Source organism: Alcanivorax sp. HI0044 (assembly GCF_001634945.1).
Map to the genome: position 1 here is coordinate 19,124 of NZ_LWEZ01001140.1, position 20,211 is coordinate 39,334.

Genomic DNA, 20,211 nt, shown 5'->3' on the forward strand with positions numbered 1-20,211 from the left:
TGACAGTACTTTGCACTATGATGTAGTGCATGCTGCTCACGCACGCAGTCACCGATTCATGGACGGAAAGGAGCCTTTACGGCCGTGACCGCAAACCAGAACCATACCCCACTGCCAACCGGCAGCGATATTACGTTACCGTGGCACCTGCGCCTGCCCAAACCGCTGGAAAAGGATTTTCGCCTCTATTTCCGGGCAAGCGTGGCCAAAGTCATGCCCTGGGCGTTGGCACTGGTGGCGTTCCTGATTGTCTCCGCCATGTTTATCGAGTCGCGAATTTCTCCTGACGTTCTCAACATGTCCTGGCGCCCGCGGCTTTTCACCTTGATGCTCACCGGCGGCTGTCTGGTATTAATCCGCAAGCCACAATGGCGTAACTGGCTCCACGAAGCCACGCTGGTACTGGCATTCGCCATTGCCCTTACCGGCAATTATCTAGGGGCCATAGTCGAGCACCCCCTGGCCTACACCTTCTTTTTCCACACCCCACTGGCTATCCTGATGATCTGCATCCTGATACGGGTGCCATTCTATGCCGCACTGATTAGCTCCGTGGTAATGATTGGCTGCATGATTTTCAGCCTGCAACTCAGTTCCGGTCGGCAGCCCTTTGAACCATCCACCTTGGTGCTGGTCTCGCTGGCCTTTACAAGCATGAGCTTGTTTGGCCAATACGTGTATGAACGTCTGTTGCGACAGCATTTCCTTTCCGAACACGTACTGTTCCAGCACAGAAACGAATTACACTCAGCCAATCTGGTACTGGAAAATCAGGCCACCGTCGACGGCATGACCGGCTGCATCAATCGCCGGGGCATGGAAAGCCGCCTGAGCCACCTCTATCACAAGCTGAACCAGAACAACCCGGATGCCCCGGAACGCATCACCCTGATGCTGTTCGATATCGACTTCTTCAAGCAATACAACGATACCTATGGCCACCCGGCGGGCGATGAGTGCCTGAAAAAAGTGGCCGGCGTCCCTCTGGGAATGGTGCAAAGCGATACCGATTTCGTGGCTCGCTACGGTGGCGAGGAATTTGTCATCACCCTGACTGACTCCAGCTTCAACGATGCGCTGGTTTTTGCCGAACGTATGCGTAACCGGGTCGAGCAGCTGGGCCTTCCCCATAGCGGTTCCCGGGTCAGCCAGGTGGTGACCATCAGTGTCGGGGTCGCCTGTTCGGACGGCACCGCAGAAGACGGCGCTCAGCTATTGAAAATGGCCGATGAAGCGTTGTATCAGGCAAAAGGTGCCGGCCGAAACCGGGTAGCAATGATGAGCAATCAGGGTGTGGTGGAAATGCTCAATTAGTCGCTGCCGGCGGAAAGCAAGAGGCCGCGCTCCTGGAGCGCGGCCTCTTTCGTTAACTGACCGACGGATCGCAAATTCAGGCGGCAAGCCCTTCTGCCGGACCGAAGAACTCGTAATGGATATCCGCATCGTCCACGCCTTTTTCCTGCAGCACGCCATACAGGGCTTTCAGCATGGGGACCGGACCGCAGAAGTAATACTCCGCGCGACGCTCTCCCACCAACTGATCCAGTAATGCTCGATCCAAAAAACCGGTGCTATCAAAACCACCCTGCGCCTTATCCTGCGCTGACGGTTCGCTGTAACGGACATGGCAATGCAGGTTGTCATGGCTATCCGCCAGCTTCTGCAGCTCCGCAGCAAAAGGCCGAACGGCTCCATTCTGGGCACACTGAATAAAGATCACTTCACGGCCCTGTTGGCGAGCCAGCGCCCCATGCAGCATGGAAAGCAGCGGCGTAATTCCCACACCGCCAGCCACCAGCACCAACGGAACGCCGTCACCAGCGGCATCGGCCAAGGTAAACTCTCCACAGGGAGGCGCCACCTCCAGCACATCGCCTTCCTGAATATGCTCATGAATATAACCAGAGCACACACCATGGGGGGCCTCGTCAGCTGTTGCCAGCTCCCGTTTCACACTGATTCGATAATGACTTTCACCCGGTGCACAAGACAGGCTGTAGTTGCGCATTACCGGCTGGCCACCGGGTGGCGTCACCCGCACGGTAATGTACTGGCCAGGCTGGTGCGGCTGCAGCGCCTCACCGTCCTGACGAGCCAGGTACAGGGAAACGATGTTCTCGCTTTCAGCCTCACGACGGGCAACGACAAAAGGCTTGAAACCCTGCCAGCCGAACGCCTCCTTTTGATGCTGGTACAGCGTATTTTCACGGCCAATAAAGATATCTGCCAACGCCCCATAGGCCGCCGCCCAGGCATCAATAATTTCCGACCTTTCATCAATTCCCAACACTTCCTGAATGGAGGCCAGCAAATTGGCACCAACAATCGGATAGTGCTGCGGCTGAATCCCCAGGGAAACGTGCTTCTGGGCAATCAGCTCCACGGCATCTGCCAGCGCGGCCGGATTGTCCACGTGCTGGGCATAAGCACAGATAGCCCCCGCCAGAGCACGTTGCTGGGTGCCAGCCTGTTGATGGGCCGGGTTAAAAAAGGGCCGCACCTCCGGGTTCCCCCGGAACATACGTGCATAGAAATGCCGGGTAAGTGCCTCTCCATTTTCCTGAAGCACAGGCACGGTTTGTTTGATAACAGCCAGTTGATTCCGGGTAAGCACGGCGTGACTCCTGTTGATGACCATTAATAGGCATTTTACATGCCTCTTTTAAATAGGCATATTAGATACTCATTTTCTGCAGGTCAAGCCATGCAACTCACAACACATACGGATTACGCCCTGCGGGCCCTGATCTATCTCAGCCTGCGGCGTAACGAACACCCGGCCACTGTCCAGGAAATTGCCGATGCGTATCACATCTCCAACAACCACGTGGCCAAGGTCGCACAGACACTGGTGCAGCTGGGTTATGTGCAAAGCTTAAGAGGGCGAGGAGGCGGCCTGGTGATGGCGAAATCCGCGCAAGAGGTCAATGTGGGGGAGCTGGTGCGGCAAACAGAAAATCTCAAACTGCTGGACTGTTTTGGCACGGAATCGTCATGCCCGATAGATCCCGCCTGCAAGTTGAAGCAGGCATTGGGAAAAGCACAGTCAGCTTTTCTTCAGACTCTGGATCAGTACACCCTGGCAGACTTGACTGGTAACACTGGTGAACTGCGCATCCTGCTAAAACAGACTTAAATCAGGGCGCGCAAGGCGCCCTGTCGCCATTATTTACTGGCTCTTTTTTCCCGTCGTTTCTCTTTCAGGGTTTTTTGCGGCTTTTTCTTCTCTTTTTCCTTACTCATAACGCTTTCCTTTCAAGCTGGTTTCATATTTTCCGTCTTGTTTTACGGTTAAAACATGCAAGGCCGATCCCTCCCTATTGCATTAACGCTATTCACTTCTCGTCTAATTTCTTCACTTTCAATAACAGATAGCGATGCTCGTAGCCGAGAAACGCCACGTTGACCACCTCGCCGGGGAACGCGCCCAACAAAGCTGCCCCCAGCGGCGAAAGCACAGAAATATCCCTTTCCCCCAGCATCGGCTTCCCGGACGGCGCCAGGGTGAAGCACATCTGCTCTTCGTCTTCAAAACTGAATAGCGAGACACAATCACCTACCGCTGCAGCGGCAAGACCGTTCCCAACTCCACGCAACATTTCTATTTTCTCCATCACTTCCATAAGCCGGACCGGCGAAAGAAAGAACAGGGGGTTCCTGGCTAAATAGCGTTTCCCATAGCCATAGCGACACAACGACAAACGCTCCATAAGCGCAGCCATACACGGTTCACCAAATTGATAAAAAGGGATATCGATCAATATCGACAGAAGGGGGAGATAGCCGGGCAAGCGCCGCCCGGCTTAAACCGGAAAGGTAGGGAGAAAATCCATCCAGAGAGAAAAAAGGTAAAACACAGCAACACTCCTGCATTTATTTTTACCGACAACAGGGACAACCATAGCCGGAATAATAAATATAGCAAGCCTGCCCTGAAGAAGGCGCGATTAAACCCGTTTATTGATTTTTCTTACGTTGAAAGCGGATATGCCGTGAGCGGGTCTCCCGAGAAGAAATCGCACCAGTATGAGCACGGATAATATCGCTACGGGTCAGTATCCCCAGCACTTTCTCCGACTCCTCACTCGCCGTGATTACCACACGCCCCACCCCGTTTCTCACCATATGGTCAGCGGCGTCACGCAGGGTCTTGTCCGGGGTTATTACCACAGGCGCCCGACGCACGATATCCGCCATATTCATTTCCCCGGACGCATCCAGCTGCCAGATGTCGCGGCGTGTCACCACACCTTGCAGCACCCCCTGGCTGTCTACCACCGGAAAGCCCTGGTGATGGGTGGTCGCGGCATCGTCCTGAAGCCATTGCTGTACCTCGGCAAGGGTTTGTTGCGCATTCAGAGTAACAACCTTGGTGCTGAACACGCTCTCTACCCGGATCTGGGCCAACGGATCGGCTGCGTATTCGTCCGGCACAGTGACGCCTCGACGGGAAATTTTTTCCGTCATGATAGTAGTGTTCATCAAGAGCGAGGAACACAGATAGGCGCTTGCGCAACCGGCCATCAAGGGAAGCAACGCATTCGGTTGGTGAGTCACTTCCACCGCGAAGACAACCGCCGTTAGCAGCGCCCGGGACGCCCCGGCAAACATGGCGGCCATCCCCACCAACCCGGCAACCGCAGGACTGATGCCCCACTCTGGAAACACCCCAGACAACAGTATTGCCAAGCCAGCCCCCAGGCTTCCGCCGATAATAAACAGTGGCGCCAAGGTCCCCCCTGACGTGCCACTGCCCAGAGCAATGGACCAGGAGACCCACTTGGCAAAGCCGATCAACAGTAATGCGGAAAGCGCCAGTTTGGCATTCACAATATCGCTGATCAGTTGGTAGCCCACCCCTAGGGTTTGCGGCACTATAAAACCGATCAAACCAACCGCAAGACCACCCAGTGCCGGCCACCACATCCAGTGAATGGGTAACCGCTCAAAGCCGTCTTCAATCCAGTACAGAACCCGAGTAACGAAAACACTGGTGCAGCCGATCAACGCCCCCATGACCGCATAAAAAAGCAACGCGGCCGACGACGCCGACAACACCGCCTGCATGGCAAAAACTGGTTCCGTACCCAACAAAAGATACCGGCAGCCGGTGGCTACAATGGTTGCCAACATCACTGGCAACATGGAACGCCCCCGGAACTCGAACAACAACAACTCCACCGCCAGCAGTACCGCCGACAGGGGGGCGGAAAATACCGCCGCCATCCCCGCCGCGGCCCCGGCCGCCAGCAGGGTCTTTCTTTCCAGCGCGGTGATATGCGAAATTTGCCCAAGCAGCGAGCCCAAGGCACCACCGGTGGCGATGATCGGCCCTTCCGCCCCGAAGGGCCCACCGGTACCAATAGACACCGCCGAGGAAAGCGGCTTGAGGAAAGTAATGCGCGCCGGGATACGGCTGTCATTTAGCAGCACCTGCTCCATGGCCTCCGGTATGCCATGGCCACGAATGGCATTGGCCCCCCAACGAGCCATCGCGCCCACAATGAGCCCACCGATAACCGGGATCACAATCACCCACGCCCCCAGGCCATGGCCTTGCGGCTCCACCTGTGCAAGCGAAATTCGGCCATAGAAAAACAGGTTGGTGACCAGGTGAATCAGGTCAATCAGCCCCTTGGCTACCGGGGCCGCCAGTGCCCCCAAACCAATCGCCAGCACACAAATCCAGACCAGCCGGCGCCGGGAGGCAGCGGTATTCACCGGCAAGGTATCCGGCGTCTGCGAAGACAGAGAGGGAGAAACAGGCACGCCCTGCTGGGTGCGGGAAGAAGACGGCATAGGAGCGCTCCGGCAGCGAAAACGGGCGCGAATCATAACGCCAGCAACGTCTCTGTTACCACTCCGCCTGGCGGGCCAATGTGGTCTGCAACACAGAGAACGCTCTTTCCAGTTGCGCGCTTTTCCTGGCTCGGGAATAGACCAGAAACACCGGATAACTGAACTCCGGCGCATCAATTTCACGAACCAGTGCCCCGCTTTCCAGATACGGCTGGGCAACACGGGTACGGAAATAACCGCTGCCCCCATTGGTCACCAGGTACTGAATCGCCAACGGTCCTAAATCCATGGTTAACGTGGCACGGGCCTTTTCCGGCAGCGCCACATCGTGCTGTTGACGAAAGTGCGCCCCCCAATCCACATACACGTAGGGTTCCGCCGTGTGCGGGGTGCGTGCCAGAATCAGTTTTTCTTCCAGCAACTGCTCCACCTGCATGCCGGGCCAGTAGTCCGGTTGGTGAACCAGCACCGCATCCAACACACCCTGCTCCAGCCGCTCGTGCAAGGAGCGAGGCTCACCGACTTCAGTACGCAGCGCCACATCCGGCAACACCTCTCGCAGCGCCGATAGCCAGTTGAGCAACAACGGATTCCACAGACTGATCTCCGCTCCCAATGTCAGCACAGATTCCGCACCCTGCGGTAACGGCAGCTCCCGGCGGGCCGCCTCCCAGGTCTGCACCAGCTGGCTGGCGTGGCTGGCAAATCGCTCTCCGTGATCCGTCAGCGTCGCCCCGCTACGGTTACGCACAAACAGCCGGCAACCCAGCTGCCCTTCCAGGTTCTGCACCCGTGCCGTGACAGTAGTCTGAGTGATGTGTAGCCGGTCTGCCGCCGCCATAAAGCTGCCCGTGCGGACAATTTCCAGAAAGGTACGGGCCAGATCGATATCCAAAAGGGGCTCCTCATACAGGCTCAAAACGGACTTATATCGATATCTTCGATATTAAACTCTCTTATATTTCATTATTGCCTATTAAAACGAGTCTTCATACTCACTGTCATGGTAATAACCGGAGCGCCCATTCCATGACGCCCCCGCAAACAGCAACCCCCTTTTCCGAGCCCCAGTGGCAGCAGGTGCAGCAGCTGCTGGGCCTGCTGGATGAACGCCAGGCCCTCTGGCTCAGTGGCTACCTGGCCGCCGGCGCCCCTGCGCAAGCAACGACGCCACAGGCCGCGCCCAGCCCGGGCAACGCCGTGCTGATCGCCTACGGCGGCGAAACCGGCAACGGCGAGAGCATCGCCCGGGCACTGGCCGAACAGGCCCACCAGCAAGGCATTAACGTGGACCTGGAAGACCTGGCCAAACTGCGCGTACGGCAGCTCAGCAAGCGCAAACACCTGCTGGTCATCTGCAGCACCCACGGCGATGGCGACCCTCCCGAACCCGTGGTCCCCTTTTACGAGGCCCTGATGGCCGACAACGCCCCGCGCCTGGAGGGCCTGCAGTTCTCCGTACTGGCACTGGGCGACAGCAGCTACGAGCACTTTTGTGTCACCGGCCAGCAGCTGGATGAACGGCTGGAAGCGCTGGGCGGCACGCGCTTGCACCCACGTCAGGAATGCGATGTGGACTTTGACGAACCTGCCGCCCGCTGGGGTAAAGCCGTGCGCGAGCAGCTGCCGCGTAGCGAGCAAAACGCAGCCACATCCACGATACCGGCCGCGCCCACCGGCGCCGCCCCGGTCTACAGCAAAAAGCAGCCCCTCAGTGTCGAGGTGCTGGAAAACCTGAACCTGAGCGCCCCGCAGCGGACCTCGCCGATCCACCATCTGGAACTGGCGCTGGAAACCCCGGACTTCGCCATTGCCCCCGGTGATGCCGTCGGCGTGCTCGCCGACAACCCTCCGGCATTGGTTGCCGCCGTGCTGGATGCCTGTAATCTCTCCGGCGAGGCACCGGTCACCCTTCAGGGCGAATCCATGCCATTGGTGCAGGCGCTGCGTCAGCACCAGGACTTGACCATTCCCAGCCCCCGCTTTCTGGAACAGTGGGCGCAACTGAGCGATGACCCAACCCTGAAACAGCAATTGGATGCCCCCGGCAAAGAACAGCGTCAGTATCTGAAAACCGTCCAGGTACTGGACCTGCTTCATCAGGCCCCCGCCACGCCGGACCCGCAAGCCCTGGTCGATGCCCTGCGCCCGCTGCAACCGCGCCTGTACGATGTGGCCAATAGCCTGGGACACATCGACGATGAGCTGCACCTGAACGTGAAAGCGTTTCGCTATGGCATCGCCGGCCGCCAGGAAAGCGGCATCGCCTCCCAATATCTGCTCACCCTGGAGCCCGGCGACACCGTGCGCATTTACCCGCACCGCAACGCTCGCTTCCACTTGCCAGACGACCCGCAAACACCGGTAATTTTGATCGCCGAGGGCACCGGCATTGCCCCCTACCGCGCCTTTATTCAAGCGCTGGGGCAAGCCCGTGCGCAGCGCCCCTGCTGGTTGGTATTTGCCGAACAACAGTTTGAGCAGGATTTTCTTTATCAAACGGAATTCCAGCAAGCCCACCAGGACGGCGTGCTCGACAGGGTCGATACCGTTTTCTATCAGGACCAACCAGGCAAACGACTGGCCAGCCCACTACTGGAACAGTCCAAACGCTTGCAAGAGTGGGTCGAATCCGGTGCTCACCTGTATTTCTGTGGCGACAAGCAACGTCTTGCCGACTGTGAAAAATCCCTGTCCGCCCTGTTTGACGCGGACACCTGGAAACAGCTGGGTAAAGACAAACGCCTGCACCGAAACCTGTATTAACCGCGAGGCAGACCATGACTGATCGAAGCTGCGATCTGAGCCAGGACATCAGCGAGCTGCACGCCAACGAGCAGCTCAAAGCCAACAGCCAATACCTGCGTGGCACCATTTCTGAAAGCCTGGAAAACGCCATCACCGGTGCCGTCTCCGGCGACGACTCCCTGCTGATGAAATTTCATGGCATTTATCAACAGGACGACCGCGACCTGCGCGCCGGCCGGGCCCGCCGCAAACTGGAGCCCAACTACCAATTTATGGTGCGCATGCGCATTCCTGGCGGCACCCTGAGCAAAACCCAGTGGCAGGGCATCGACCAGTTGTCGCGGCGCTTTGCCGATCGCGGCATTCGCATTACCACGCGGCAGACCATTCAGCTCCATGGCATCCGCAAGCCGTATCTGCGAGCACTGATGCAGGGCATCCGTGACCTGGGCCTGGACACCATTGCCGCCTGCGGCGATGACAGTCGTGGCGTGGTGTGTGGCAGCAATCCGTCGCAATCTGCTATCCACCAGCAAGTGGCCGACCTGGCCCGGGAAACCAGCCAGCGACTGATTCCCAAAACCGGTGCCTACCCGCAAATCTGGTATCAGGAAGATCGCCCGGTCATGGCCGATGAGGACCCACAATACGGGCCGCTCTACTTGCCCCGCAAATTCAAGGTGGGTTATGTGATTCCGCCCATCAATGACATTGATGTGTACGGCCAGGACCTGGGCCTGATTGCCATCGTGGAAGACGGCGCACTGCAAGGTTTCAATATCTGTGTCGGTGGCGGCATGGGGCAGCTGGATACCCGTGAAAACAGCTATCCCCGCGCCGCCGAAGTACTCGGTTTCATTCCCCCGAATGAAGCCCCTGCGTTTGCTGAAACCGTCATGGGCATTCAGCGGGACTTCGGTGACCGTAAAGACCGCCACCGGGCTCGCTTTAAATACACCCTGGATCGCCTGGGCAATGACTGGTTTTTGCAACAACTGGCCCAGCGCCGCGGTAAACCTCTCGCACCGGCACGCCCCTTCACTCTGACCCAAAACGGGGATGCACTGGGTTGGCAACAAGGCGATGACGGCCTGTGGACGGCAACACTGCATATTGAAAATGGCCGTGTCGACGGCGCCTTGCGCGACCAGCTGGAAGGTTTTTTCCAGCAGTACGGCGGTCGCATCCGCATGACCACCAATCAAAACCTGCAGCTGACCCACGTGGAAGAGCACGAACGCGAACAGATCGGCTGGCGGCTTGACGACCTGGGACTAAGCCACCGGCTCGAACCCGACCTGCAAGCGGCGCATACCCTCAGCTGTGTGGCCTTCCCCACCTGCGGCCTGGCCATGGCCGAAGCGGAGCGCTACATGCCGGACCTGCTCGAGCTGTTTAACCGCCTCAAACAGCAGTACGGCCTCAGTCAGGTACCGATCACGCTCCGTGTAACCGGTTGCCCAAACGGTTGCGCTCGCCCCTATCTGGCAGAGATCGCCCTCACCGGTCGCGCTCCGGGACTCTACAATTTGTACCTGGGCGGCAGTTTTAATGGCGACAGGCTCAATCGTCTGTACGCCAGCAACGTCAGTGAGAGTCGCTTCATTGACTTGATCGCTCCGTTGTTCGAAGCCTTTGCAGAGCAAAGAAACAGTGGCGAATCGTTTGGGGACTTCCTGATTCGCAGCAAGCGTCTCGATACCGTGCACGACAAGAGCACAACCAATAGCAACTCGCCGGATGCTCAACCCGTTGTCATCCAGCCCCATTGAACCAGGAGTCATCATGTCGGATTACCTGTTTATCCAGAGCCAGGACCCGTTCACCGAGGTCCGCACCGCACACCAGTTCGCCCTCGCCGGGCAACTCTACGATGCCGGCCACAACGTGCGCCTGCTGCTGGTACAAAACGGGGTTACCCCGGCTCGCAAAGGCGCCCGCAGTGAGCATTTCGACAAGCTGCTGAAATGGGGCGTGCCTGTCATGGCCGACGGTTTCTCTCTGCAACAACGGCAGATACTGGATCAAGATCTGAAGGACAACATTGCCAGCAGCAGCCTTGATACCGTTATCGACGCCCTGCTCGACGGTGAAAAAGTCATCTGGAATTAATTGGAGTGATCATGAGTGAAAACAAAACACTGACCTTTGCGTTCATGGACCCACCGTTCGAGAGTGAGCGCACGGTAACCTTTTTCCGTCTGCTTGATGCTGCTCTGGAAAAAAATGCCAACGTTCGTGTGTTTGCCTACGAAGGCGCCGTGGCGCTGTCTTTTTCCAAACAGTCGCCCCATGGCAACGCTGTTCACGGCCACGACTGTGAAGAAGAAGCCCACCCGCTGAGCAAGGACTGGGTGGCCGCCTTGCAACAAAAAGCCGCAGGCAAGGGGCTGACCTTCGAGTGGATCAACTGCGGGCTGTGCGTGGACGAGCGTGGAGTCAACGACGTGATCGACGGCTGCGGCCGAGGCGGCCCGCCGGATTTGTGGCGCTACGCCAGCGAGGCCTTCAACACTCTCACCATCGGCACGAGGTAAGCCATGAAAGCGTTACAAGTTATCGATCAGGCATTTCGTACCACCACCGAAGAGCAGGACGACACCATCCTCTGGCTCACCCAATCCATGCGCGGAGCCGGTGGCCATTTGACCGTGCTGCTCAGTGGTCATGGTGTGTATTACGCCACCCAGCAACAAACGCAACCGGCCTTGAACGTGGCCGGCTGGTCGCAAACCCAGCCCGCCAACCTGCCCCGGGATTTAAGCAACCTGCTGGAAAGCGGTGTGCCCGTTTACGCCGTTAGCGAGGATCTGGAAGAACGGGGGCTGGAGCGCAAAAGCTTGCTCAAAGGAGTTCAGGCCGTCAGCCGCCAGGGCCTGGTCAACCTGTATGAAAGCGTGGACCAGATCTGGCAATGGTGATCCTTCCCCAACCATTACGCACCCCGCTGCTGCATACCCTGGGCTGCGAATTGCCCATCATGCTGGCAGGTATGGGCGGCGTATCCCGCCATCAACTGGTGGCGGCAGTAAATCGGGCCGGCGGCTTCGGAGTGCTGGGTATGGTTCGTGAGCCCGTGGCGCGCATCCGCCATGAAGTGGAAGCCTTGCGCGCCATCAACGACGGGGCTTTCGCCGTCAACCTGATTCCCGCCGCCACCGAACGGCGCCTGCTGATGGACCAGATTGCTACCTGCCTGGCACTCCAGGTGGACGCTTTTGTGTTTTTCTGGGACGTGGATACCGGCCTGGTGCAGTACCTCAAAAAAGAAGGCAAGCAGGTAATCTGTCAGGTGGGCAGCCAGCGTGATGCCGACCTGGCTCAGTCCGCCGGCGCCGATGTATTGATCGTGCAAGGATACGAAGCCGGTGGTCATGTTCGAGGCACCACGGCCACCCTGTCATTGCTCCCACAGGTCGCCGCCAATAGTGACGTGCCGGTGGTGGCCTCCGGCGGCATTGCCAGCGGTGAAGCCATCCTCGCGGCTTTATCAATGGGCGCACAGGGCGTCAGTCTGGGCAGCGCGTTTCTTGCCACCCATGAAGCTAACGCTCACTTGCACCATAAGCAACGCATCGTTGATGCCCGTGCCGATGACACCGTCCATACCACCCGTTTTTCGCGCAACTGGCATGAACCGGCACCGGTGCGCGTACTCAACAACGCTGTCACCCGAGGCGATTATGACCAGGCCGATCCCGACACCTGCATTGGCGAACAGGACGGGCAACCGGTCTATCTTTTTTCCACCGATTCTCCACTGGCTGACGCCAGGGGGAAACTCGATGACATGGCGCTGTTCTGCGGGCAATCCTGCAGCCAGATTCATGCCGTCACCAGTGTGCAGCAGCGTATCGATACGTTACTCGACCAGATACATAGCCGCATCGCCAAACTGCGCAGGGCCCCACGCTGATCGGGAGGTTTCGATGTCACCACCGACAAAACCACAAACATCCCATCGCGAACGCATCCGTCCGCTGCCCAGTCTTTTCTTGCTTATCGTGATCACCGCATCACTGTGGAGCTTCGTCTATATACTGGCCAAACATGTTCATCCTCACGGCTCCAGTGTCTGCCCACAGCAATGCCAGAGTAACGAGCAACACCGCAGAAAAACCTGATACCGTTATTTCCAACGCTATCCAGCCAGGGAGGTCAAAGATGTCTTCTCAGGAGTTCAACATTCACTGCAAACGTGCCTACCAAAAGGCAGCCCCCGATGATGGTTACCGGATTCTCATCGACCGGCTATGGCCGCGGGGTGTGAGCAAGGACGAGCTGAAAATCGACGAATGGAACAAGGCATTGGCGCCTTCGGATGACTTGCGAAAATGGTTCGATCACGACCCGAAAAAGTGGGCCGCGTTTTACCAGAAATACCACCGCGAATTGCGTGAAAACCTGCCGCACGAAACACGGCAGGCATTACGCCAAACAGCCAAAGATGGTCGTCTTACGTTAGTGTATGGCGCCAGGGATGAAGCCCATAATAATGCGGTGGCGCTAAAGATGTATCTGCAGGATTCGTCAAATCCGTGAAGGAAAATCAACGCGGGCAGAAACAGTCCCGATTGTTTTAACAGGGCCATTACTTCATCGGCGGCACTACCGTAACCGGGTCCAGCTTGACCTCGAACCAGTTCAGGCGCCAATCCAGATGAGGGCCTGTGGCTCTCCCGCTGGCACCGACTTTGGCCACGGGCTCGCCCTGCTTCACCGTCTGCCCGTCTTTCACCAGCACCTCGCTAAGGTGGATCATGGTGGATGACACTCCATAACCGTGGTCCATAATCAAGGTGCCACCGGAATAATAATTGTCCTGTTGCACCAAAGTGACCACCGCATCCGCTGGCGCCACCACCACCGTACCCGTGGGCCGGGCCACATCCACGCCATAGTGTGGCCGGCCAGGCTTGCCGTTATAGACTCGCTGACTGCCATACACACCACTGATACGCCCGGTGAGTGGCCACTGAAAATCACTGAGAAAGGCCATCAGGTCGGAATCCGTATCCCGCGCAGTTTTGATCTCGGCCACTTCTCGACGTATTCGTTTCAACACCGCTTCCGGTGGCGGTTCGACCGTGCGTTTGGGCACGCCTTCAATACGCTGAATCGCATATTCACGTTTCTCCAGCATCACCGGCACCAGTTGCTGCTCACCGTTTTTTTCCAATAACAGCGTCTGTTGCAGAGCAGCGTCACGCCCAACCCCCACAACGAAAAAACCCGCATCGGTGGTGCGCACTGCCCGGTCGCCCAGCTTGACAGTCACTCCATTTTCCACCTGCCCACGCAACAAGGAACCCTGGGTACGCGGCCCTTCCAATGACAACAACCAGTCGCTGGCCATGGACAACGAAGACAACAGGCAAAGCACTATCAAAAAAACAATACGCACAAAGACCTCAACATTAAAAAATCACTTCCCTTTGAACTTTGAACTTTGAACTTTGAACTTTGAACTTTGAACTTTGAACTTTGAACTTTGAACTAATTTGATCGCGGCGCTATCGACTCACCGACAGAAATTCCGTCACAAAAACGCGCTGCCATCCTCCACATCCAGCTGCACCGGGTCCAGATGCTTCTCACCGTATTGACGCCACACCTGTGAGCGGATGAACAGTTGGTAGAGGTCCGGGTCCAGGTGATCGTTGTTGCGCATGCGCTGCATGATACCCAGCGCTTCACTGAGTTTGAGCGGCGTTTTATAGGGGCGCTCCTTGGCCGTAAGCGCTTCGAACACATCGGCGATAGCCATGATCCGTGCAGGAATCGACATCTGGTCACGGGTGAGGCCAAGCGGGAAACCCGTGCCATCCATTTTTTCATGGTGGCCACCGGCATATTCCGGCACCCGCTGCAATTTACGCGGAAATGGCAAGGAGCCCAGCATGTCCAGGGTCACATCCATATGGCCGTTGATAATCTTGCGCTCTTCCGGTGTCAGTGTGCCGCGCGGAATACACAGGTTGTACACTTCGTCGTCACTAAGTAGCGGTTTTTCCTGCCCCCAGGCATCGGTCCATGTCCGTGCAGCAATCGCCTTTACTCGCTCTTGATCCACCGCGGCCATGGCCTCTCCGCCACGGTTTATCCGCTCCAGAAAGGCCAGCTCTTCTTTCAGCGCATCAATTTCGTCTTCCATCCGCTGCCGGCTGGCCGGTTCTTCTTCCGGTTTCAGCAAGCAGGCTTTTTCATAACGGAACTGGATTTCTGCCCGCAGGGCGGCAAAACGACTGGCGACTTCATCAATGCGGTCGTGAAGGGTGTGCAGCTTGGTGGACTTGTCCAACACCGAGTCCGGGGTGGCCAGCTTACCGCAGTCGTGCAGCCAGGCGGCCACGTGCAGCTCATACCAGCCCTCTTCATCCAGCGAAAAATCGGGAAATAGCGCCTGATCATCACAGGTGGCCTGGGCCAGCATTTCGGTGATCACCGGCACCCGCTGACAATGGGCGCTGGTGTGAGGGCTTTTCGCATCAATGGCCTGGGCCAGCACCTTGATAAAGGCATCCAGCAGGTCCTTAAGTTCCTGCACCTGGCTGAGATTGCTCAGGGCAATCCCCCCGTAGGTCAGCAGGGACTGGAAAATCAGGTGTCCATGTTCCCCCAGACGCTGCAGATTGCGGGGCACCGGCTTGTCATAGGCCAGCTGCAGCACACCGGTTACCAGGCCTTCATGGTTGTACAGTGGCCAGAGCTGAACCCCTTTGGCATCCGGGGCCAGTGCCGCCAGCAGCGCCTGATCAGCCTCACTGAGAGAGGTTTGCGTCAATGCCACGGTGAGGGGTTCACCCGCAGCAAAACACTGCTCTACCATGCCGTCAACGGCCGCGTCTTCGGCTAACGGGCGAAACCATTGCGGCGCTTCCTTTACCGCACCACTGCCACCGCCCGCATCCTGACACAGACAATTCAGCCCGGCCCGGGGGCGACTATCGGTATACAACCACACCCAACCCGTGTCCGCATGGCACAGGTAGAGCACTTCTTTGAGCAACGCCTCAAGCAGACGGGGGACATCCTTCTGCTCACTCAGGTGTTGCGCCACCCGCAACAGCCTGGGCAACTGCGCGTTGTCTGCCATCTGTTGCGTTTGTGAGGGTGTCATCATGGGCTATCCAGCTCCATCGGGTTCATCCTTGGACTTTCATTGTCATCTATCCCTGCATCCCCGTCCCAAGCATAGGCGGGCGCCCGGAAACAGGCAAAATTCTGTGCCATACGTCGGTTAATCCACGACAGGCGCACTAAAGGCTGCAAAATCATGCCTCAGGAGGCGCTTAGCCGCCCCCGCACCTTGAAGCGGGGGGCCTGATTCCCTACCATCTTCCGGTTCTGAGCCAATCACCTGGATCCCCTGTCTCATGAGTGTGAGCTATCAACTGCCCGATGGGGCAAGCATGGAGTTTGAGCAACCCGCCTCCGCCTTCGAAATCGCCGGACGCATCAGCAAAAAACTCGCCAAGCAAGCCCTGGCCGCCAAGGCCAACGGCAACCTGATCGACGTCTATCTGCCCATCGACGACGGCGCCACGGTGGAAATCATCACCCGGGAGACCGACGAGGCCCTGGAACTGATTCGCCACGATGCCGCCCATGTCATGGCCGAAGCCGTGCAGGAGCTGTTCCCGGATACCCAGGTGACCATTGGCCCGACCATTGCCAACGGCTTCTACTATGACTTCCATCGGGACACCCCGTTCACTCCGGATGACCTGAAAACCATTGAAAAGCGCATGCAGGATATTGTGCGCCGCAATGAGGAAATCCGCCGTGAAGTCTGGGACCGTGATGAAGCTGTGGCCTTTTTCCTGGAGAAAGGCGAAGAATTCAAGGCCGAAATCATCCGCGAGCTGCCCGCCGACCAGGAAGTAAGCCTGTACCGCCAGGGCGATTTCATCGACCTGTGCCGCGGCCCACACCTGCCCAGCACCAGCAAGCTGGGCGACGGTTTCAAGCTGACCAAGGTGGCCGGCGCCTACTGGCGGGGCGATGCCAACAATGCCCAGCTACAGCGCATTTACGGCACCGCCTGGCGCGACAAGAAAGAATTGAACGCCCACCTCAAGCAGCTTGAGGAAGCGGAAAAACGTGACCACCGCAAACTCGCCAGGGAAATGGGCCTGTTCCATATCCAGCAGGAAGCGGTGGGCAGCATGTTCTGGCACCCGAAGGGCTGGCGCATGCGCCAGAACCTGGAAAACTACATCCGCGGCAAGATGGAAAAAGGCGGCTATCAGGAAGTCTCCACCCCGCAGATGATGGACCGCATCCTCTGGGAACAGTCCGGCCACTGGGACAAGTACGGCGAAGACATGTTCACCGTCTGCACCCACGACCACAAAGAAATGGCCGTGAAGCCGATGAACTGCCCGGGCCACGTGCAGATTTTCAAGCAAGGCATCACCAGCTACCGGGACCTGCCGATTCGTCTGGGCGAATTCACCACCCTGTTCCGTAACGAGGCCCATGGTGCCCTGCATGGCTTGATGCGTGCCCGCTCGTTCAGCCAGGACGATGCGCATATCTTCTGTACCGAAGAACAGGTCAACGAGGAAACCGCCGGCTTTATCAAGATGCTGCGCGAAGTCTACGAAGACTTCGGCTTCGACAGCTTCCGCATCAAATTTTCCGATCGCCCGGACAACCGTGCCGGCTCCGACGAAACCTGGGACAAGGCCGAAGGCGCCCTGCGCTCTGCGGTGGAATCCCTGGGGCTGGAATGCGAACTGAACCCGGGCGAAGGCGCTTTCTATGGCCCGAAACTGGAATTCGTACTGCGTGACGCCATTGGCCGCGACTGGCAGTGCGGCACCCTGCAAGTGGACTTCGTGTTGCCTGATCGTCTGGATGCGGAATACGTGGCCGAAGACGGTTCCCGCCAGCGTCCGGTGATGCTGCACCGTGCGGTGCTGGGCTCCCTGGAGCGCTTCCTGGGTATCCTGATCGAATCCACCGCCGGCCACCTGCCCCTGTGGCTGGCGCCGCGCCCGGTGGCGATCTGCACCATTACCAACTCCGCCGACGAGTACGCCACCGCCGTGCAGCAGAAACTGGTTGCCGCCGGGGTACCGGCAGAGCTGGATATTCGCAACGAGAAGATCGGCTTCAAGGTCCGCGAACACTCCCGCGCCAAGACCCCGCGCATCTGGGTGATCGGCGAACAGGAAGCCCAGCAGAATCAGGTGGCCATTCGCACCCTGGGCTCCCAGGCTACCGAGACCGTGGATCTGGACGAAGCCGTGGCGGCCCTGGCCGACGCAACACGCTTGCCGATCTAAACGGTCGGACGTCGGAAGTCTGACGTCTGACGCGAAAACCGGCTTGGGCGGGTTTTCATGTTTAAAGCGTCCGACGTCCGACGTCCGACCTCAGACTGGATCAACCATGTTCAAAGACAACGAACACCAACCCGAAGGCTTTCAGCTCGCCCTCAAGGACGCGCTGGACAACCTCAAGTACAACAGCGACGGCCTGGTACCCGCCATTGCCCAACAGCATGACACCGGCGAAGTCCTGATGATGGCGTGGATGAACCGCGAAGCCATCGAGGAAACCCTGCAGACCGGACGCGTGTGCTACTACTCCCGCTCGCGCAAGACGCTCTGGCGCAAAGGCGAATCCTCCGGCCAGGTGCAGATGCTGAAAGAACTGCGCATCGACTGCGACGCCGACACCGTGCTGGTGAAAGTGGACCAGACCGGCCCCGCCTGCCATACCGGCCGCCGGGACTGCTTCTACTGGAAAGCCGACGCCGACAACGTGACCATCGACAAAACGCCGATCATCGATCCGAAAGAGCTTTATAAAAAATGACTCTCAAGCTGCAGAACACCCTCACCGGGCAAAAGGACGACTTCATTCCGCTGGATCCCAACCGCATCACCCTCTATGTGTGCGGCCCCACGGTCTACAACTTCGTCCATATCGGCAACGCCCGCCCGGTGGTGGTGTTTGATGTGCTGTATCGCTTGCTGCAGCGGCTCTATCCGGAAGTGGCCTATGCCCGCAACATCACCGACATCGATGACAAGATCATCAATGCCGCAGCGGAAAACGGCGAAGACATCGGCGAACTCACCGAGCGCTTTAGCGCCGCCTTCCTGGAAGACATGGCGGCCCTGAATGCCAAAACCCCGAACATCATCCCCAAGGCCACCGATCACATCCCGGAAATGCTGGCGATGATCGAAACTCTGGTGGAAAAAGGCCACGCCTATGAGGCCGACGGCCAGGTGCTGTTCGCGGTGGAATCCATGCCCGACTACGGCAAGCTCTCCGGGCGTAAACTGGAAGACATGCTCGCCGGTGCCCGGGTGGAAGTGGCCGACTACAAGCGACACCCTGGCGACTTCATCCTGTGGAAACCCTCCACCGATGAACAGCCCGGTTGGGACTCCCCCTGGGGCCGTGGTCGCCCGGGCTGGCACATCGAATGTTCCGCCATGATCCACAAGCATCTGGGCGATGTCATCGATATCCACGGTGGTGGGCAGGACCTGATCTTCCCGCACCACGAGAACGAGATCGCCCAGGGCTGCTGCGCCCACGGCACCGATTATGTGCGCTACTGGATGCACAACGGTTACATCAATATCGACGGCGAGAAGATGTCCAAGTCTTTGGGCAACTTCCGACTGGTCCGTGACCTGCTCACCCAGTACCACGGTGAGATCCTGCGCTTTGCGCTGGTCTCCAGCCATTACCGTTCGCCGCTGAACTTCTCTGCCGACGTGCTGGAGAATGCCGAGAAAGGCCTGGATACACTCTACTACGCTCTGCTCGGTCGCGGCGAAACCGTGGCGCCGGAAGCCGGTTACCAACTGCCGGACAACCACCCGGTGCTGGAAGCGCTGAAAGATGATCTGAACACCTCGGAAGCGGTCAGCGCCCTGCATGCCATCGCCGGCGAACTGAACAAGGCCGAGCTGGCGGACAAGCCGAAACTGAAAGCGGAATTACTGGCCGGCGCCGACCTGCTCGGTATTCTCACCGTGGAGCCCACTGCCTGGTTCCAGAACAAGAACGTGAGCGAAGATGGCCTCAGCAACGACGACATCGACGCCCTGGTCGCCGAGCGCACCCAGGCCAAGAAGGACAAGAACTTCACCCGCGCCGACGAAATCCGCCAGCAACTCACCGACGCCGGCATTCAACTGGAAGACACCCGCGAAGGCACCCGCTGGAGTCGGTAAAAGAGACGCGGCACGCAGCACGTTGTTGGTTTTCCCCGGCTGCAGGAGCTCCTCTCGGGGTGCGAACCGGGCGAAGCAACAGCGGTTTCCATCCGGGAAAACCGGGCGGATCAGGAACGCCTGATCGCCCTCCCGGGCGATTTCCTCGCTGCGCTCGGTTCGCCCCCTGGAAGGGATCTCCTACAGCAGCTTCGTAGAACCAATGGACCAGCGTGTAGATACCGTCTCTCCCAATGAACCACAACCCCTCTCAAACGGGCTGTGGTTCATATTCTTTCTGGTGCGCCAGCACGCCGTAAGCGATGTGCACCAGTTTTCTCATGGCCGCGCCCAGCGCTGACATCTTTCGTTTGCCTGCAGCACACAGCCGTTGATATTGGCGCCGAATGCTGGGGTTATGCCGCATCGCCACAACGGCACCCATGTATAACTTTTGCCGCAACGCGGGGTCGCCATT

At 58.2% G+C, this 20,211-nt stretch carries 19 protein-coding genes; 12 read left to right on the forward strand and 7 right to left on the reverse strand.

Features of this window, described 5'->3' with window-relative positions:
* The first annotated feature begins 84 nt into the window (after nt 1-84).
* A complete protein-coding gene (locus A3730_RS14235; protein ID WP_063520330.1) occupies nt 85-1,314 on the forward strand; it encodes a diguanylate cyclase in 1,230 nt (409 codons plus the stop codon).
* 76 nt (nt 1,315-1,390) lie between these two features.
* On the opposite strand, the gene hmpA is transcribed toward A3730_RS14235, so the two are convergent.
* Complete coding sequence (gene hmpA, locus A3730_RS14240; RefSeq protein ID WP_063520331.1) at nt 1,391-2,614, reverse strand: NO-inducible flavohemoprotein; 1,224 nt, start codon at nt 2,612-2,614, stop codon at nt 1,391-1,393.
* A 90-nt stretch (nt 2,615-2,704) separates the two neighbouring features.
* On the opposite strand from hmpA, the gene A3730_RS14245 reads away from it, so the two are divergent.
* A complete protein-coding gene (locus A3730_RS14245; protein WP_063520332.1) occupies nt 2,705-3,136 on the forward strand; it encodes an Rrf2 family transcriptional regulator in 432 nt (143 codons plus the stop codon).
* A gap of 199 nt (nt 3,137-3,335) precedes the next feature.
* Here A3730_RS14245 and A3730_RS14250 read toward each other — a convergent pair whose 3' ends face one another.
* From A3730_RS14250 to A3730_RS14260, 3 genes are all read right to left on the reverse strand, one after another.
* Complete coding sequence (locus A3730_RS14250; protein ID WP_231880642.1) at nt 3,336-3,791, reverse strand: GreA/GreB family elongation factor; 456 nt, start codon at nt 3,789-3,791, stop codon at nt 3,336-3,338.
* A gap of 166 nt (nt 3,792-3,957) precedes the next feature.
* Nucleotides 3,958-5,799, reverse strand: coding sequence for a chloride channel protein (locus tag A3730_RS14255; protein ID WP_082872381.1), 1,842 nt, complete (start codon nt 5,797-5,799; stop codon nt 3,958-3,960).
* A gap of 55 nt (nt 5,800-5,854) precedes the next feature.
* Nucleotides 5,855-6,694, reverse strand: coding sequence for a LysR family transcriptional regulator (locus tag A3730_RS14260; RefSeq protein ID WP_063538291.1), 840 nt, complete (start codon nt 6,692-6,694; stop codon nt 5,855-5,857).
* Nucleotides 6,695-6,828: 134 nt separating this feature from the next.
* On the opposite strand from A3730_RS14260, the gene A3730_RS14265 reads away from it, so the two are divergent.
* The 7 genes from A3730_RS14265 (at nt 6,829) to A3730_RS14295 (ending at nt 13,089) form a co-directional block, all read left to right on the forward strand.
* The gene (locus A3730_RS14265; protein WP_063520568.1) at nt 6,829-8,565 is read left to right on the forward strand and encodes a sulfite reductase flavoprotein subunit alpha; all 1,737 of its coding nucleotides are present in this window, start codon (nt 6,829-6,831) and stop codon (nt 8,563-8,565) included.
* A 14-nt stretch (nt 8,566-8,579) separates the two neighbouring features.
* A complete protein-coding gene (locus A3730_RS14270; protein ID WP_063520569.1) occupies nt 8,580-10,319 on the forward strand; it encodes an NADPH-dependent assimilatory sulfite reductase hemoprotein subunit in 1,740 nt (579 codons plus the stop codon).
* Between the two features lie 13 nt (nt 10,320-10,332).
* A complete protein-coding gene (locus tag A3730_RS14275) occupies nt 10,333-10,659 on the forward strand; it encodes a DsrE family protein (RefSeq protein ID WP_063520570.1) in 327 nt (108 codons plus the stop codon).
* A gap of 11 nt (nt 10,660-10,670) precedes the next feature.
* Nucleotides 10,671-11,084 (forward strand): DsrE/DsrF/TusD sulfur relay family protein, encoded by a 414-nt coding sequence (locus A3730_RS14280; RefSeq protein WP_063520571.1) that lies wholly within the window; start codon nt 10,671-10,673, stop codon nt 11,082-11,084.
* A 3-nt stretch (nt 11,085-11,087) separates the two neighbouring features.
* Nucleotides 11,088-11,468, forward strand: coding sequence for a DsrE family protein (locus A3730_RS14285; RefSeq protein WP_063520572.1), 381 nt, complete (start codon nt 11,088-11,090; stop codon nt 11,466-11,468).
* Nucleotides 11,462-12,463: a nitronate monooxygenase family protein gene (locus A3730_RS14290; RefSeq protein WP_063521303.1), complete on the forward strand. Its 1,002-nt coding sequence runs from the start codon at nt 11,462-11,464 to the stop codon at nt 12,461-12,463. The genes A3730_RS14285 and A3730_RS14290 overlap by 7 nt, the downstream gene beginning before the upstream one ends.
* Before the next feature lie 134 nt (nt 12,464-12,597).
* On the forward strand, nt 12,598-13,089 hold the full coding sequence (locus A3730_RS14295; protein ID WP_231883964.1) for a DUF488 domain-containing protein: 492 nt from the start codon (nt 12,598-12,600) through the stop codon (nt 13,087-13,089).
* A gap of 49 nt (nt 13,090-13,138) precedes the next feature.
* Here the strand turns inward: A3730_RS14295 and A3730_RS14300 are convergent, their stop codons facing one another.
* Complete coding sequence (locus tag A3730_RS14300) at nt 13,139-13,951, reverse strand: M23 family metallopeptidase (protein ID WP_082872382.1); 813 nt, start codon at nt 13,949-13,951, stop codon at nt 13,139-13,141.
* 135 nt (nt 13,952-14,086) lie between these two features.
* Nucleotides 14,087-15,670: an HD domain-containing phosphohydrolase gene (locus tag A3730_RS14305; protein ID WP_082872383.1), complete on the reverse strand. Its 1,584-nt coding sequence runs from the start codon at nt 15,668-15,670 to the stop codon at nt 14,087-14,089.
* Between the two features lie 253 nt (nt 15,671-15,923).
* On the opposite strand from A3730_RS14305, the gene thrS reads away from it, so the two are divergent.
* The 3 genes from thrS to cysS all read left to right on the forward strand — a co-directional run bounded on the left by thrS (nt 15,924) and on the right by cysS (nt 19,754).
* The gene (thrS, locus tag A3730_RS14310) at nt 15,924-17,840 is read left to right on the forward strand and encodes a threonine--tRNA ligase (protein WP_063538293.1); all 1,917 of its coding nucleotides are present in this window, start codon (nt 15,924-15,926) and stop codon (nt 17,838-17,840) included.
* 106 nt (nt 17,841-17,946) lie between these two features.
* Nucleotides 17,947-18,375, forward strand: a complete 429-nt coding sequence (gene hisI / locus A3730_RS14315; RefSeq protein ID WP_063521312.1) for a phosphoribosyl-AMP cyclohydrolase — start codon at nt 17,947-17,949, stop codon at nt 18,373-18,375.
* A complete protein-coding gene (gene cysS / locus A3730_RS14320; RefSeq protein ID WP_063538295.1) occupies nt 18,372-19,754 on the forward strand; it encodes a cysteine--tRNA ligase in 1,383 nt (460 codons plus the stop codon). Before hisI ends, cysS begins: the two co-directional genes overlap by 4 nt.
* Nucleotides 19,755-20,004: 250 nt before the next feature.
* Here the strand turns inward: cysS and A3730_RS32705 are convergent.
* Nucleotides 20,005-20,211: transposase (locus tag A3730_RS32705; protein WP_156501211.1), on the reverse strand; the 207-nt coding region annotated here is incomplete at its 5' end.